Here is a 16,238-nt window from a genome sequence, read left to right on the forward strand (position 1 = left end):
TGGTTGGCAAATATACTACAAACGAAAGTAATGGGTTTTTGTTATATTCAAAAAATGACTTACACTACCCCTTGAGCCAACATAGCATCGGCTACTTTCACAAATCCTGCAATATTAGCGCCTTTTACATAATCGACATAACCCGTAGCATCTGTACCATATTTTACACATGAAGCATGAATAGCAAGCATAATTCCTTTTAATTTTTCGTCAACTTCTTCGGCAGACCAGTTCATTCTCAAAGAGTTTTGTGACATTTCTAGTCCTGATGTGGCCACTCCACCCGCATTGGAAGCTTTTCCTGGTGAGAATAAAATTTTAGCTTTTTGAAATACAATTATAGCCTCTGGAGTAGCTGGCATATTTGCACCTTCAGCTACACAAATGCAACCATTGGCAACCAATATTTGTGCTTCTTCTTCGTTCAATTCATTTTGGGTAGCACAAGGCAAGGCAACATCACAAGCTATTTCCCAAGGTTTTTTTCCTGCTACAAATTTTGCATTTGGATATTGGGTGACATAATCGCTAATTCGTCCTCTTCGTTCATTTTTGATTTCCATTATATGTGCCAATTTATGAGAGCCAATACCTTCGGAATCGTAAATATAGCCATCCGAATCAGACATTGTCACTACTTTTCCGCCTAGTTGAGTGGCTTTTTCTACAGCATATTGCGCTACATTTCCCGAACCTGAAACTACTACAGTTTTGCCTGAAATACTTTCGCCTCTAGTTGCCAACATACTTTGGGCAAAATAAACCGCTCCATATCCTGTAGCTTCTGGTCGGATTAAGGATCCTCCAAACGAAATTCCTTTTCCAGTTAAAACACCTGTAAATTCATTGCGAAGTCGTTTATATTGTCCGAACATATAACCAACTTCTCTTCCACCAACTCCAATGTCACCGGCTGGAACATCGGTATCTGCGCCAATATGCTTGGATAATTCAGTCATAAAGGCTTGGCAAAAACGCATTACCTCATTATCTGATTTTCCTTTGGGATCAAAATCGGCTCCTCCTTTTCCACCGCCCATAGGCAAGGTAGTTAAGCTATTTTTGAACGTTTGTTCGAAAGCCAAAAATTTTAAAATACTTAAATTGACCGAAGGATGAAAACGAATACCTCCTTTATAAGGTCCAATTGCCGAATTCATTTGGATGCGATAGCCTCTATTGACTTGGGTTTCGCCTTTGTCATCCGTCCAAACTACTCTAAAAATAATAATTCTTTCTGATTCGACCATTCGTTCCAAAAGCATCTTGTTTTGGTATTTTTTATTTTCTTCAATAAAAGGAATTACGGTTTCGGCCACCTCTTTTACGGCTTGCATAAATTCGGGTTCGTTTGGATTTTTCTTGGCAACTAATTCGATGAAATCAATAATGCTTTGTGACATGATTATAGAATATTTAGGTTTAGAAAATCGTTTTTGCTTCTCTAACAAAGATACTGTTTATGAGCATATCTATCAGCAATTTAGGGATTTCTTCTGTTTCTGATATTATTTTTATTTATGATAAATGAATTTAATTTAAAATCATAAGAATTGTTGAGAAAAACCAAAATCTGTTATATTTTATTTGGAAAAAATCGGGATTGATTGATGTTTTTATATATTTGTAGAAAAGTAATTTATAATAAATGACCCCAAAATCTATTATAGCCTTCTGTATTTTTCTTTTTGGATTTTCAAATGCAACCCATGCGCAATTTGGATTTTCTCATGAAATTGGTGCTATTGCAGGACCAGTAGTCTTTCAATCCGATTATGGAGAAAGATATGATTTCACTACAAATCTTGGAAATTCTGGATTTGGAATTGGACTAATTCATTATCTAAACTTCTCTTACACAGCAGAATGTAACTGTTATACTCCCGAAACTTATTTTAATGACCACTTCAAATTAAGAAGCGAATTATCATACAATAAGACTGAATTAGAGCATTTTGGACAATGGACAGAAGGCAAACCATCGCTTGGCAAAGAGCAATTAAAAGCCATGACTGGAAACACTTCCGTAACCAATGTAGGAATGCAATTGGAATTTTTTCCTTTCAGTATTCGTGAATTTACCGCTACTACTGGAAGCTTGGCTCCCTATATCAGTTTTGGAGGGCAATTTAGTTTTTACAATGCAAAAGCTTCGTCAACAATGGGACCTTTGGGAACGCCTTTGACTACTTTTCCAAAATATTTAACTCCAACAGATGATCGATCTTATGGATTTAGTAGCGAAAGCGGCACGGTTTGGTCTTTAGTAACCAGTTTTGGAACACGTTACAAACTATCACCATTATCTGATTTGATGGTCGATTTACGATTTCAATATTATTTCTCGGACTGGGTAGATGGATTAAAGCCTAATCCAAGTCTTTATAAAGAAAACAAAGCCAACGACTGGAATATTTGGTTAAATTTTGGATACATTTATTACTTGCAATAATCTTCTAACACTAAATAACAAAAATCCCAATGCTGAATAATTTTGGCATTGGGATTTTTATTTTGTGCTATTTCTTAACTAAACAAACTTTCGGATGCTCATCATTATTCCAATGTGGATTCCTTCGTGAAAACTATTGAAAGTCATTGCGCCAACTGCACTTGTCAAAACAAAACCTGTTGAAGTTGGATATTCCGTATAATTTTTGAAAATTCCAGCATTGTAATCTTCTTTTGTTTTTTCGATAGTCGAAAACAACAAAGCTTTGATTTCATCTACTTCGGCTTGCGTAGCGTCTTGTTCTGGCTTTGTTCCTTTTCGGTATTTTTCTACCAATTCATCCGAAACCATCATCGGTAATCCAGAGAATTTATAGACCAACAATTGTTGCGTCACAATAATATGACCCATATTCCAAATCAAATTATTAGTAAATCCTTCGGGAATTTTGTTCAATTGCTCTAATGTATGGTTTTCTAGAATTTTAGAAACCATCGTTCTGCTGGTTGTTGTAACGGTAAATAGTTGCTCCATTTTTTTTAAATTTTCGATAAAAATAATCATTTTCCGTTTCAAATGAATTTTCTTTGCACAAAGAAAACCATCGCTTATCATGAACAAAATATACTATCTCGCTTCCTGCGATACTTGTCGAAAAATTATCAAATCGTTGCCACAAAATCACAATTTGAAATTTCACGATATCAAACAAGATCCCATCACGATTGAAGAATTGGAAGAAATGCACCGACTTTCTGGAAGCTATGAAGCGTTGTTTAGCAAAAAAGCACAACTCTATAAATCCATGGATTTGAAAAACAAATCCTTGACAGAAGCTGATTTCAAAAAATATATTTTGGAACATTACACTTTTTTAAGTCGTCCCGTTTTTATTATTGACGAGAAAATTTACATTGGCAACAGCCAGCAAAATATGCTTCAGGTAATGAAAGCTTTGTCGAATGACTAAAAGAACGCTTGCCCTCATTACCGCTACAATTGTTTCTATAATTTACGGCATGACTTTTACACTTGCCAAAGACGTGATGCCGAATTATGTCCAAGCTTACGGATTTATTATTTTGCGAGCGGGAGGTGCAACGATTCTATTTTGGCTTTTTTGGCTTTTCAGCAGGCAATCCAAATCCATTCGGGAAGAACAAATTGAACCTAAAGATTACCCCCGAATTGTGGCTGCCGCCTTTTTTGGTGTGGCTTTAAACATGCTTTCTTTTTTCAAAGGATTGAGTCTTACTTCGCCTATTTCGGCATCGGTTCTAATGGTTTCTACACCAATGATTGTGCTAGTGCTTTCGGCAATTATCCTAAAAGAACGGATGAAAAAACGCATGGTTTTTGGACTCATTCTCGGATTAATTGGTACTGCTTTTCTAATACTTTACGGAAAATCTGTTGGGAGCGCCAGTAATGCTAGTTTGGGAAATTTTCTAGTTTTTGTTAATGCTGCTTCCTACGGATTGTACTTGGTTCTAGTCAAAAATTTGATGGAAAAATACAATCCTTTCAATTTTGCCAAATGGATTTATTTGATTGGTTTTTTCATGGTTTTGCCTTTTGGCTGGAGCGAATTTGTAGCCGTGAATTGGGTTTCGATGCCAATGGCTATTTATTGGAGAATTGGATTTGTAGTTGTTTTTTCGACTTTCTTGACTTATTTGCTGAATTTGCTTTCGATGAAAGAACTGAAACCCACAACTATTGCGGTCTTTGTATATTTACAACCCGTTTTTGCAACTATTTTTGCCATTAGCCTCGGAAAAGACGAATTGACTTTAGTAAAAATCATTTCGGCAGTTTTGATTTTTTCAGGCGTGTCTTTAGTGACACAGAAGAAAAATTAATTTTCTCATCACTTACTAAAATTACTCAATAGCCTTAATTCTGGATACCATCAAGGCAATTGCAAATCCAAAAATACCAATAAAAGCGAATGAAAACCGTAAACTCGACAATTCAGCAATGTAGCCAATAACGGGTGGCCCCATCAAAAACCCTAGAAAACTTACACTAGAAACAGCTGTTAAAGCTTCGCCAGTTGGAATCGTTGGATGCTTTCCTGCAATGCTGTACAAAGTAGGAACTACAGTTGAAACGCCCAATCCAATGATCATAAAAGCAATCGTGGACGGAATAATGTATGGAAAAAGAACTGCCGTAAAAAACCCTGTAGAAATCATAATTCCACTGATTTGCATCACTTTTTTACGCCCGTATTTTTGAATTAGTCTATCGCCAAAAAATCGACCGCTCGCCATCATAATCATAAAAGAAGTGTAACCTAGAATCACCAATGCGCCTGGCACTTTGATAATATCTTTGAAAAACACACCGCTCCAGTCGAACATAATTCCTTCGCTCGCCATGCTGCAAAACCCAATAATTCCGAGTAAAATTAAGGATGTATCTCTTTTTCTTGGCCCTTTATCTTTTTTGACACGAACCGTTTCTTTGGCTTTGACCAAAAATTTGAAGTTGAAAATTACCAACAAAAAGGTAATTATGGCAACAATTACAAAATGAAAATAAGTACTAATTTCTAAAGCTAACATTCCTAAACCTACTAATGCTCCTGTAAATCCTGCTAAACTCCACATGCCATGAAAGGAAGACATAATGGTTCTTTTGAAAAGTCCTTCGGTATAAACGCCCTGTGTATTGACTGAAATATTGGTCAAATTACTAAAAACTCCAAAAACGTATAAGGCAAGAGCCAATTGCCAAGCATTTTGCGCCAATCCTAAATTAGTCATACTAAAAGCATACATCAAAATAGAAAAAAACAAAATACGATGACTCCCAAAACGAGTTACTAATTTTCCCGAAAAATACATCATCGTTAACTGTCCTACTGGCATAGCAAAAAGAATGGTTCCTAATTCGCCATCAGTCAATTGCAAAGCCGATTTGATATTCGGAATTCGGCTTGCCCAAGTGGCAAAACACAAACCCATGGCAAAATAAAACATAGAAACAGCCCATCGAATACGAACTAAATAAGAAGCTTTCGCATCACGGTAGTTTTTCTTGTATTTGCCTTTGGCTTTGTACCAACCAATAAAATTAAAATACTGCAAAATCGTTGCTGTTTATAATGAAATACAAAAGTACCTAATTCAAACCATCTAATTTTAGTGTTATTCTTACCAACTGAATTTACAACGTTATTGTTTATAAATTGATGATTTTCCCTTGTTTGTTGCTTTGAATCGCCGCTTCGATAATTTGTAAAGTATGAACACCATCTTGCGCAGTTACGGGTTCTGGTGCATGATTTGCAATGGCTTGGTACAATCCATCAAAAAAATGATAATAATTCCCTCGTAGCGTTGGCACTTTTTCTCTGATAATTTTACCATCAACTTCAGTGTGCAACAATCCTTCGTAGCCTTCTTGCTCGAATCCCCAAGTGGTTAAATTTGGTTTTTTACCTAATTTCAATTCGTCTTCCTGCACATCGCCACGCGATTTCAAAAACGAACCTTTTTTGCCATGAATTACATAAGACGGATTCGGCTCTCTGACAAAAAAACCAGCTTTCAATCTTACTCTAAAATCAGAATAATATAGCAAAATATCCAAATAATCATCCACGATAGAATGTTCTCTTGTAATTCGAATATCGGCAAAAACAGCATTGGGCAAACCAAATAATGACAAAGCTTGGTCGATAATATGTGGGCCTAAATCTTTCAAAACGCCCGATCCTGCACTTGCAATTTCTTTGTGTGCTTTTGGGCTTAAAATAGGATTGTAACGGTCAAAATGAAATTCGGCTTCGACAATTTCGCCTAAAACGCCTTCGTCGAAAATCTTTTTAACGGTTTTGAAATCGCTGTCCCATCTTCGGTTTTGAAAAACAGTTAACTTTAATCCTTTTTCTTTTGCTAAAGCGTTCAATTCTTGGGCTTCGGCAACTGTAGTAGTAAATGCTTTTTCGACCAAAGCGTGTTTTCCCGCCAACAAGACTTTTTTGGTGTATTCAAAATGGGTGCTGTTGGGCGTGTTAACGATAACCAAATCAATGGATTTATCTTCCAAAACAGATTCTAAAGTTTCATAACTCTTAACTTCGGGATAATCTTCTTGAATCAATTTTTTGCTTCTTTCCCAAGAACCTAACAGTTCAAAACCAGGATGAAGTGCTATAAATGGAGCGTGAAAAACTTTTCCCGACATTCCGTAAGACAATAGTGCTGTATTTATTTTTTTCATAATTAATTTTAAATTTTAGACTGTAGCTTTTAGATTGGTTGTAATAGAAAGTTGATTTCTGATTTTAGATTTTCTGCCAATATCGAAATCTAAACTCTAAAATCTACAATTATTTAGATCGTTCATATTGTTTTGGCCAAGAAATAGCTGCGCCTAATTCTTTAGCAAAATGCAATGCTAAATTAGGATTTCTCAATGATTCTCTGGCAAATAAAACCAAATCGGCTTTTCCTGAAGCAACAATTTCTTCCGCTTGATGGGCTTCGGTAATTAATCCCACAGCTCCTGTTGCAATTCCAATTTCTTTTTTAATTTTTTCCGCAAAATCAACCTGATACCCTGGTCCAACAGGAATTTGTTGGTGCGATACCAATCCACCAGAAGAAACATCTATCAAATCGACTCCTTTCGCTTTCAATATTTTCGAAAGTTGTACCGATTCTTCAATATTCCATCCGCCGTCAGCCCAATCTGTAGCGGATATTCTAACAAACAAAGGCAAATTATCTGGCCATTCGGATTGTACCGCTTCTAGAATTTCCAAAACCAAACGAATTCTGTTTTCGAAACTTCCTCCATATTCATCGGTTCTAAAATTAGACAAAGGCGACAGAAACTGATGTAACAAATAACCATGTGCAGCGTGAATTTCGATCACTTGAAAACCGGCTTTCACTGCTCTTTGAGTCGCTGATTTGAAATCGGAAATTACATTTTGGATTCCCGCTTTATCCAAAGCAATAGGCGGTTCTTCATTAGAATGATTGCTCACCGCACTGGGAGCTACTGGTTGCCAACCTCCTTTTGATTCATCCAGTCTTTTATTACCATTCCAAGGTTCAGACATGCTTGCTTTTCTTCCGGCATGCGCCAATTGAATACCCGGAATCGAGTTTTGAGAAAGAATAAACTGATTGATAATTTGTAATTTTTCGATATGTTCGTCTTTCCAAAGTCCCATATCGCTAGGCGAAATTCGTCCTTCGGGAGAAACCGAAGTTGCTTCCTGAATAATTAAACCTGCTCCGCCACTGGCTCGACTTCCTAAATGTACCAAATGCCAATCGTTAGCAAATCCATCCACAGATGAATATTGACACATGGGCGAAATGGTAATTCTATTCTTAAAAGTGAGACTTTTTATTTGAAGCGGTGAAAATAATTGTGCTGCCATATTTTTTATTTTAGATTTCTGACTGTAGATTTTAGATTGATTGGAATACAAAGTTGTTTTTGAGTCAAGATTTAAGAATTTAAACGCTGAAACCAATCATCTAAAATTATTTCAAAAAGTAAAGTTACGGGACAAGCAGGGAAGATAAAAAGGAAACAGGGCAATTATTAACAATTTTTTATAGTCTAGGCTAAAAGTAAATCTTTGCATCTAAAGTATAAAACCTTACTTTTGTCCGTTATCATAGAATTTAAAAACAAGAAATGGAAATAGTTATCAAGCTTTCTCAATTTTTATTGAGCTTATCATTACTGATTATACTTCACGAATTAGGTCATTTTATCCCCGCTAAATTATTCAAAACCCGAGTAGAAAAATTCTATTTGTTTTTCGATGTTAAATATGCTTTAATCAAAAAGAGATTTGGCGAAACCGAATACGGAATTGGTTGGTTGCCTCTTGGTGGCTACGTAAAAATTTCTGGAATGATTGACGAAAGTATGGACAAAGAGCAAATGGCTTTGCCTCCACAACCTTGGGAATTTCGTTCGAAACCAGCTTGGCAACGTCTGATTATTATGCTGGGTGGCGTTACTGTGAATTTCATTTTGGCCTTTATCATTTATATCGGAATGGCTTATACTTATGGCGATTATTACATCAAAAATGACTCTTTAAAAGACGGTATTTGGGTAACGAATCCTGTGGTTGAAAAAGCTGGAATCAAAACGGGAGATAAAATCATTTCGATTGATGGCGACAAAATTGAGCGATTTGAACCTGTGGTAAGTATGGATATATTGACTGCCAGAGAAGTTTTGGTAGAAAGAAATGGTCAGGAAAAAACCATAACCTTGCCAGTGAATTTTATTGGCAACTTTTTAGACACCGATAAAAAAGGAGTAATTGTCTTGAGAATGCCTTTTGTAGTAGGAAGTTTTACAGATACTTCTAAAAACAAAGAAGCCGTGAAACCAAAAGATATTATCGTTTCTCTTAACGGAGTTGACATAAAATATTTTGACCAAGCAGCTACTGTATTAAAAACAAATAAAGGCAAAAAAATAAACGCTGTAGTTTTGAGAAACCTAAAGGAAACACCTGTTACTGTTGAAGTGGACAAAGAAGGTAAATTAGGAATTTATCCAGGCTCTTTGACAGAAAGTAATCTGGAGAAATTAGGCTATTATAAATTTAACAAAGAAAGCTACAGTTTCATGGAATCCATTCCTGTTGGAATAGAGAAAGGAAAAAATCAGTTAATTGGTTACGGCAAACAATTGAAAATGATTTTCAATCCTAGCACTGGAGCCTACAAAGGTGTGGGTGGTTTTCATGCGATTTACAACGTTTTTCCAGATTCTTGGAGCTGGGAAGTGTTTTGGAACATTACTGCTTTGTTATCGATAATGCTTGGTGTGATGAATTTATTGCCTATTCCTGCCTTGGATGGTGGTCATGTTATGTTTTTGTTGTACGAAATAGTTAGTGGCAGAAAACCAAGCGACAAATTCCTAGAGTACGCCCAATTAGTTGGTTTTGTTTTACTTATCACGTTGTTATTATTTGCCAACGGAAATGATATTTATAAAGCGATTGTCGGGAAGTAAAAATTTTTAAAAATTTTTAAAAATTTGCTTGGAAAAAACAAATTTAGCACTATCTTTGCCACCGCTTAAACGATGAGACACAAACATCAGCAAGCATAGCAAAACGTTCTTAATACAGAAGATTTAAAAATATACAGTTTCCTCCTTAGCTCAGTTGGTTAGAGCATCTGACTGTTAATCAGAGGGTCCTTGGTTCGAGCCCAAGAGGGGGAGCTTCATAAAGCCTTTACAGCAATGTAGAGGCTTTTTTGTTTTTGGTGGTTTAGTAAAAAAATTTCTCGGTGATTTTTATATATATTTGTTTACATCTAAAATAGATTCTTTATACAAATTTGAACATATTTATATTTTAGCATTACTACGACATACATTATAAGCTAACTTATTCCTTTGAGAGAGAATCTTCAAAGAAAAACTTTAAAACTTGGATAAAACATTAGAATTAATATGAATTGTATAGATTTATTTTGCGGCTGTGGAGGAATGACTTTAGGCTTTAAATGGGCTGGATTTAGCTCAATTATTGCATCGGATATTGATGAAAATTGCGGCAAAACAATAAATAAAAATTTTAAGGAAACAACTTTTATTTTAGGTAATATATCAGAAGTTGACAAAAAAAACTTCGATGCTATTATTAAAAACAAAGAAGTAGATATAATTACTGGCGGACCTCCTTGTCAGGGTTTTAGTTTAGCAAATAAAAATAGAAACAAAGTAGATATAGATCCAAGAAATAAACTTTTTTACGAGTATGTAAAATTTATTAAATGGTATAGTCCAAAAGCATTTGTAATGGAAAATGTAAAAGGCTTACTTTCTATGGAAAAAGGAAAAGTAATTCAAACAATTAAAGAGGAGTTTGAAAATGCTGGTATTGGATATAATGTTGATTATAAAGTTTTAAAAGCATCTGATTATGGTGTTCCACAGGCTAGAGAAAGGGTTATACTAATTGGATTCCGTAAAGACTTGGAATTATTTCCAGAATTTCCTGATAAACAAAATAAAATCATAACTGTTGACGATGCTATTTTAGATTTACCTGAAATAAATGCAGGAGAGGGAAATACTGTAATGGAATATAAAACAAATCCATTAAATGAGTACCAATCATTTATGAGAAAAAATTCAGAAAATGTTCATAATCATATAGCTATGAAACATACTGAAAGATTAATTGAAAGATTTAAAGCAATACAACCCGGGAAAAACTTATTAGATGTTTGGGAAACGCATGGTTCCGTTAAAAGAGGGAATCCTAATGAAAAATCTGAAATAAAGTTTAGTCAAAATAACTTGAGATTGATTGGGAATAAACCTGCACCAACAATTGCAGCTTCTTTCCAAAGCAACTTTATTCATCCTTATTTACATCGGAATTTTACAGCAAGAGAAGGAGCCAGATTTCAATCTTTTCCTGATGATTTTATTTTTGAAGGAATGAGAACAAAAATGAGTTGGGAGATAGGTTTAAGTCAATATCAGCAAATAGGAAATGCTGTACCGCCCTTAATGGCTAAAGCAGTAGCTGATAAAATAAGAGATGTTTTAGAAAACGGTAATTCAAAAATTATTCAAAAAGAAAAACAATTAGAATTACAATTATAAAACTTTAAAATGAGTAAAATAAAAAATATTGTAGACGCATACAATTTATTAGTAAAAGGTATTGAGCAAAAAGCAAACGAAGATGAGAATAGAGCTTATGGTGGAATAATAAGAGCAGGTAAAGGACTAATGGTAGAAAGTATTACAAAACTACTTTTAGAAGTTGCTTGGGAAGAATTAGGTGGAGAGCCTGAAAGAATTTCGTTTGAAAAAACAACTAAAAAATTACCTATAAAAAAAGAGTATATAGATAAAATTGAAAATCAAGACGTAAAAGAATTTATGCTTGAAAATATTGAAAGCTATTATTACACTTTAAAAACAGATGTTCATTGTTGTATTGATAAAAATTTAATAATAGGTGTAGAGTGTAAAGCTTACACAGAAAACGCAATGATTAAAAGAATTTTAGTCGACTTTACCTTGATGAAACATGCTTGGAAAGATTTAAACTGTTTTTTATTACAATTAGAGAGCCAATTAGGTGGAGACTATTCAAATTTAAATTCTACAACAACTTTTGGAAGTAAATCAACCCATACATTATTTTCATATTTTGACGTAAACATTGAAATCCTGACACTTTTGAAAGGAGAACGAAAAGTAAATAAAGCAATTCATAAAGCAGAATTTTTCAAAGAAATTGATGAAGAACATTTAAAATTAGTTGTTGAAAAATTTAAAAAAGTTTTGATTAAGTACAAATAGAAGACATATCATTATAGTTTAGAAATTATAGAGAAATAAATCTGAAATGATTATCTATTAAGTTTGTATTAATTAAAATTTAGACTTTTGTTAGTGTAGAAATGGTAAAATATAATTCGCTTGCTTTTTTTAATTTTAGTGTATTAGATTTTACCTCAAAACAGCGAGCTTCATAAAGCCTTTACAGCAATGTAGAGGCTTTTTTGTTTTTGGTTGGTTTCCCAGCTCAACTTACCTTCCTTAAAAAAACCTGCCGTTATCGGCAAGAAAACGAATTAAAAATGTTTTTTACTCTATAAAACTTGCCGATAGATTTTGAACCATTATAACAATTTCCTTGGAGTTGCAATTTTAACCACTTGATTTATTATTTTACTAAAACGTTTATTATTATAAACAAAAACATTACATTTGTATATAATAATAAACGTTTTTATTATGAATACTAAAAAACAAACAGTATTTCCTAAACACCAAGAGATCTTAAACACGTTAGGAGAAAACATTAAACTGGCACGAAAAAGAAGAAAACTAACTGCCATTCAAGTTGCTGAACGTGCTAGTATTGCTAGAACCACTTTATATCAAATAGAAAAAGGGAGTTCAAAAGTAACTATCGGAGCTTACTTTAATGTGATGCGCGTTTTAGGTTTGCAAAATGATTTTCTAAAATTAGCTGCAGATGATGAATTGGGCAGAAAATTACAAGATTTAGAACTACTTTAATTTTTCGACTATGGCTATTAAAAAAACAAACCTCTATGTTTATGCTCATTGGCAAGGAATGACCGAACCAAAATTGATAGGAATCCTTTCAGCTCATCAAGGAAAAGGAAGAAAATCATTTGGTTTTGAATATGACAAAAATTGGATCAAATCGGAGCAACAATTTTTATTAGATCCCGACATACAATGGTTTTCTGGTCAACAATTTCCTAATCAAAAAGAGAATTTCGGCATATTTCTAGACAGTATGCCAGATACTTGGGGTCGAACATTAATGAAACGTCGTGAATCACAGCATGCAAAAGAATCTGGCTTACCTCCAACAAACCTCTATGAGATAGATTATTTGTTAGGTGTTTATGACGAAAGCAGAATGGGAGCTTTACGTTTCAAATTAGATCCTGAAGGTTCATTTTTGGATGACAACAACAATACTCCTACTCCGCCTTGGTCTTCTATTAGAGAATTACAACAAGCCGCAAATTCAATTGAAAATGACAAAGACAATAGTGAAATTAAAAAATGGTTGGCTATTTTGATAGCCCCTGGTTCTTCGTTAGGAGGCGCAAGACCTAAAGCTAATTTGTTAGATGAACATAAACATTTATGGATTGCAAAATTCCCTTCTCAAAATGATACTATAGATAAAGCAGCTTGGGAATTTTTGGCTTATCAATTGGCATTGAAAGCAGGAATAAATATGGCTCCGTCAAAAATTGAAAAAATTAGTGGCAAACATCGCACTTTTTTTACCCAACGTTTTGATAGAAACAATGGCGAAAGAATTCATTTTGCGTCAGCTATGACAATGACTGGAAATAATGAAGATATACTCCGCAATACTACCGCAAGTTATTTGGATATTGCCGAATTTATACAATACAATGGCTGCGAAATAAACGCTGATTTACATCAATTATGGCGACGCATCGTTTTTAATATTGCTATGTCAAATACAGACGATCATTTAAGGAATCACGGTTTTATATTGACCCCAAAAGGATGGCGATTATCTCCAGCTTATGACATTAATCCATCAATAGACAAAAACGGATTAGCATTAAACATTGACATGGATGATAACGCTTTGGATTTTGAATTAGCGCAAAGTGTTGGAGACTATTTTAAATTGAATGCCAAACAAATGAATGAAATAATAAATGAAGTTCTACAATCAGTTAAAGATTGGAAAATTATTGCCAATAAAATCGGAATTAGTAGAATGGAACAGGACTTAATGGAAGGAGCTTTTTATTCTTGATTAATTTGGTAAATTTAAGAAATCATCCATACATTACTTTTAACAAATGAAAAATACAAACCTGTTATCTCCAGAAGAACAATCTACCCTACTGGAAACAATAAAAACCCGTTTCGAGAAAAATAGCAACCGTCACCCAGACTTAAAATGGACAAAAATACAAGCCAAACTAGAAGCCAATCCTGAAAAACTCTGGTCACTCAACGAAATGGAAAAAACCGAGGGCGAACCCGATGTGGTAGGTTATGATAAAGCCACGGACGAATACCTTTTTTATGATTGTGCTGCCGAAAGTCCTAAAGGGCGAAGAAGCATTTGTTACGACCAAGAAGCATTGGATGCCAGAAAAGAAAACAAACCCAAAAACAGCGCTATCCAAATGGCATCTGAAATGGGTATCGAAATTTTATCAGAAGAGGAATACCGCAACTTACAACAATTAGGAAAATTTGATACCAAAACTTCCAGCTGGATCAAAACTCCTGAAAACATTCGAAAATTGGGCGGTGCAATTTTTTCAGATTTTCGTTACGGCACTATTTTTGTGTACCACAACGGCGCAGAATCTTATTATGCCGCCAGAGGTTTTCGGGCTTCATTACGAGTGTAAGATTTTGCAAATAATTCATTCAAAAACCAAATTCTTCACAAGCTTGAAAACTATTACAATAATGAAAATTAAAAAAAACTTGTCTTTCTCATCATCTATTAGACTTTTACTATGTCTTTTAGGATTTACTATTCAGACCACTTTTGCCCAAACCGAAAATATCAAGAACGATGTTTTTTGGAATACGAAAGACGGACAACCCATCAATAGTCAAGGTGGCGGTATCTTCAAATTTGCTGATCCAAAGACGGGAATTCAAAAATATTATTGGTATGGCGTTCATTATGAAGAGGCTGATAGTTACCGGAATGCACCGATTTTTACCTATCCCAACGCTACTTTTCAATCGGTTACTTGTTACAGTTCGACGGATTTGGTCAACTGGACTTTTGAAGGCGATGTGGTTACTAAAGAAGAAACCAACAAATCAGGCAAAACTTGGGTGGGTCGTTTGGGCGTGGCTTATATGAAAGAATTGAATAAATATGCCTTGCTCGTACAACATAGAAGCGAAGTATTGATTTTGCTTTCGGATTCGCCAACAGGAAATTTCACTTGGCATCAGAAAATAAATATGACCCAAATGATTGGCACGAGCAACACTGGAGATCAAACTGTTTTTACTGATGATGACGGAAAATCGTATTTGGTTTATTCTTACGGACAAGGAAGAAACAAAATATACGTTTCCGAAATTGGCGTTAAAGACGGAAAAGTTACTCTCTTGGACTGCACCCAAATTTTTAAGGGCGAAAGTCGCGAAGGCAATTGCATGTTCAAATACAACAACAAATACTATATGTTTGCTTCTAATATTTATGGTTGGGATAGCTCGCATGCCTATTATTTGATAGCCGACAAAATCAGAGGCCCTTATCTTCCTACCAATCAAATGCAGATTTTGGATGGCGCTTCGGAAGATTATGCACATGTAACTCAAACTGGATTTTTTATTAATGTAAAAGGAACCGAACAAGAAACCGTAATCTATTGCGGTGACCGATGGGCGAATTTTGCGGGTAATGGATTGGGTTACAACCAATGGTTTCCAATTTCATTTAACGGAAAAAAGCCTTATTTCAATTCGATTAGCTCGTGGAATCTCAATGAAAAAACAGGAAAATGGAATGTTGCACCAGACAATAATTATGTCAAAAACGGCAGTTTCGAAGCCGATCGCAGGCATATTCCGAGTCATTTCAAACCGATTCAAACCGAATTAACGGGTTGGCGCAATGAGGTTTTGGAAGGCAATAAAATTAATCTTGACAGCATTAATTCGCCTGTTATCAATTATTTCAATACCGAAAATGACAGAAAGATTGTTATTGGTGAGAAAAGCTTAAATATTAGTGATAAAGTCAATTTCAAACGAAAAATTTCTCAAATTATTAGCTCTTCTCCATTTGTAAAACTGGAAGATGGAAGCTATACTTTGACCGCCAAAATAAAAAATAGCTCTGATTTTTCTACTTTAGAAATGTATGCTTTAAGCAATAATCAAACGTTTCAATACAGCATCAAAGAGGAGAATACTTCTTGGAAAACCATAACGATTACGAATATTGCTGTTCAATCTGGAAAAGTGGAGATTGGATTTTTAGCCGATGGAAAAACAAATGCTTTTTGTCATGTTGATGATGTGACGCTGGTGAAAAACTAACATTGGTTTTTCTAACATCAATTCATCAGGTCAAACGCACCAATTATTTTTTGCCACGAATTACACCAATTGTCACTAATTTTTAAAAAATTTAAAATGAATTACACAAATTCTACCCGCAATAAGAATTCGTGTAATTAAAAAAGCATTCAAATTTGTGTAATTTGTGGCTGATTTATTATTTTTCAAA

15 protein-coding genes and 1 tRNA gene are annotated in these 16,238 nt (G+C 34.5%); 11 read left to right on the plus strand and 5 right to left on the minus strand.

The features are described 5' to 3' along the window. Positions 1-59 precede the first annotated feature (59 nt). Positions 60-1,403 carry an NADP-specific glutamate dehydrogenase gene (gene gdhA / locus OZP15_RS00710; RefSeq protein WP_281336722.1) on the minus strand — a complete coding sequence of 448 codons (1,344 nt, stop codon included), beginning with the start codon at positions 1,401-1,403 and terminating at the stop codon, positions 60-62. 245 nt (positions 1,404-1,648) lie between these two features. Here gdhA and OZP15_RS00715 point away from each other — a divergent pair, with 245 nt between their 5' ends. Further along, positions 1,649-2,452: a THC0290_0291 family protein gene (locus OZP15_RS00715; RefSeq protein ID WP_281336723.1), complete on the plus strand. Its 804-nt coding sequence runs from the start codon at positions 1,649-1,651 to the stop codon at positions 2,450-2,452. A gap of 78 nt (positions 2,453-2,530) precedes the next feature. Here the strand turns inward: OZP15_RS00715 and OZP15_RS00720 are convergent, their stop codons facing one another. Continuing rightward, positions 2,531-2,986: a DinB family protein gene (locus OZP15_RS00720; protein ID WP_269226584.1), complete on the minus strand. Its 456-nt coding sequence runs from the start codon at positions 2,984-2,986 to the stop codon at positions 2,531-2,533. 79 nt (positions 2,987-3,065) lie between these two features. On the opposite strand from OZP15_RS00720, the gene OZP15_RS00725 reads away from it, so the two are divergent. Together OZP15_RS00725 and OZP15_RS00730 are read left to right on the plus strand one after the other, a co-directional pair. Beyond that, positions 3,066-3,422 carry an arsenate reductase family protein gene (locus tag OZP15_RS00725; RefSeq protein WP_269226585.1) on the plus strand — a complete coding sequence of 119 codons (357 nt, stop codon included), beginning with the start codon at positions 3,066-3,068 and terminating at the stop codon, positions 3,420-3,422. After that, on the plus strand, positions 3,415-4,314 hold the full coding sequence (locus OZP15_RS00730) for a DMT family transporter (RefSeq protein WP_281336724.1): 900 nt from the start codon (positions 3,415-3,417) through the stop codon (positions 4,312-4,314). Before OZP15_RS00725 ends, OZP15_RS00730 begins: the two co-directional genes overlap by 8 nt. Positions 4,315-4,335: 21 nt before the next feature. Here OZP15_RS00730 and OZP15_RS00735 read toward each other — a convergent pair whose 3' ends face one another. The 3 genes from OZP15_RS00735 to OZP15_RS00745 form a co-directional block, all read right to left on the minus strand. Further along, a complete protein-coding gene (locus OZP15_RS00735; RefSeq protein WP_281336725.1) occupies positions 4,336-5,547 on the minus strand; it encodes an MFS transporter in 1,212 nt (403 codons plus the stop codon). 94 nt (positions 5,548-5,641) lie between these two features. Continuing rightward, a complete protein-coding gene (locus OZP15_RS00740) occupies positions 5,642-6,685 on the minus strand; it encodes a Gfo/Idh/MocA family oxidoreductase (protein ID WP_281336726.1) in 1,044 nt (347 codons plus the stop codon). Between the two features lie 109 nt (positions 6,686-6,794). Further along, complete coding sequence (locus OZP15_RS00745; RefSeq protein ID WP_281336727.1) at positions 6,795-7,859, minus strand: NADH:flavin oxidoreductase/NADH oxidase; 1,065 nt, start codon at positions 7,857-7,859, stop codon at positions 6,795-6,797. A gap of 263 nt (positions 7,860-8,122) precedes the next feature. Here OZP15_RS00745 and rseP point away from each other — a divergent pair, with 263 nt between their 5' ends. From rseP to OZP15_RS00785, 8 genes are all read left to right on the plus strand, one after another. After that, positions 8,123-9,469: an RIP metalloprotease RseP gene (rseP, locus tag OZP15_RS00750; RefSeq protein ID WP_269226587.1), complete on the plus strand. Its 1,347-nt coding sequence runs from the start codon at positions 8,123-8,125 to the stop codon at positions 9,467-9,469. A gap of 139 nt (positions 9,470-9,608) precedes the next feature. Continuing rightward, positions 9,609-9,682 (plus strand) — tRNA-Asn (locus OZP15_RS00755). 234 nt (positions 9,683-9,916) lie between these two features. After that, positions 9,917-11,080, plus strand: coding sequence for a DNA cytosine methyltransferase (locus OZP15_RS00760; RefSeq protein WP_281336728.1), 1,164 nt, complete (start codon positions 9,917-9,919; stop codon positions 11,078-11,080). 9 nt (positions 11,081-11,089) lie between these two features. Then, positions 11,090-11,788, plus strand: a complete 699-nt coding sequence (locus OZP15_RS00765; protein WP_269226588.1) for a hypothetical protein — start codon at positions 11,090-11,092, stop codon at positions 11,786-11,788. Positions 11,789-12,226: 438 nt separating this feature from the next. Next, positions 12,227-12,514, plus strand: a complete 288-nt coding sequence (locus tag OZP15_RS00770) for a helix-turn-helix domain-containing protein (protein ID WP_281336729.1) — start codon at positions 12,227-12,229, stop codon at positions 12,512-12,514. 10 nt (positions 12,515-12,524) lie between these two features. Beyond that, positions 12,525-13,775: a type II toxin-antitoxin system HipA family toxin gene (locus OZP15_RS00775; protein ID WP_281336730.1), complete on the plus strand. Its 1,251-nt coding sequence runs from the start codon at positions 12,525-12,527 to the stop codon at positions 13,773-13,775. Between the two features lie 46 nt (positions 13,776-13,821). Further along, positions 13,822-14,385 (plus strand): DUF4256 domain-containing protein, encoded by a 564-nt coding sequence (locus OZP15_RS00780; protein WP_269226590.1) that lies wholly within the window; start codon positions 13,822-13,824, stop codon positions 14,383-14,385. 61 nt (positions 14,386-14,446) lie between these two features. Continuing rightward, positions 14,447-16,048, plus strand: coding sequence for a family 43 glycosylhydrolase (locus OZP15_RS00785; protein ID WP_281336731.1), 1,602 nt, complete (start codon positions 14,447-14,449; stop codon positions 16,046-16,048). Positions 16,049-16,238 lie beyond the last annotated feature (190 nt).

Origin of the sequence: Flavobacterium eburneipallidum, from assembly GCF_027111355.2 — a bacterium.
GTDB classification, from domain to species: domain Bacteria; phylum Bacteroidota; class Bacteroidia; order Flavobacteriales; family Flavobacteriaceae; genus Flavobacterium; species Flavobacterium eburneipallidum.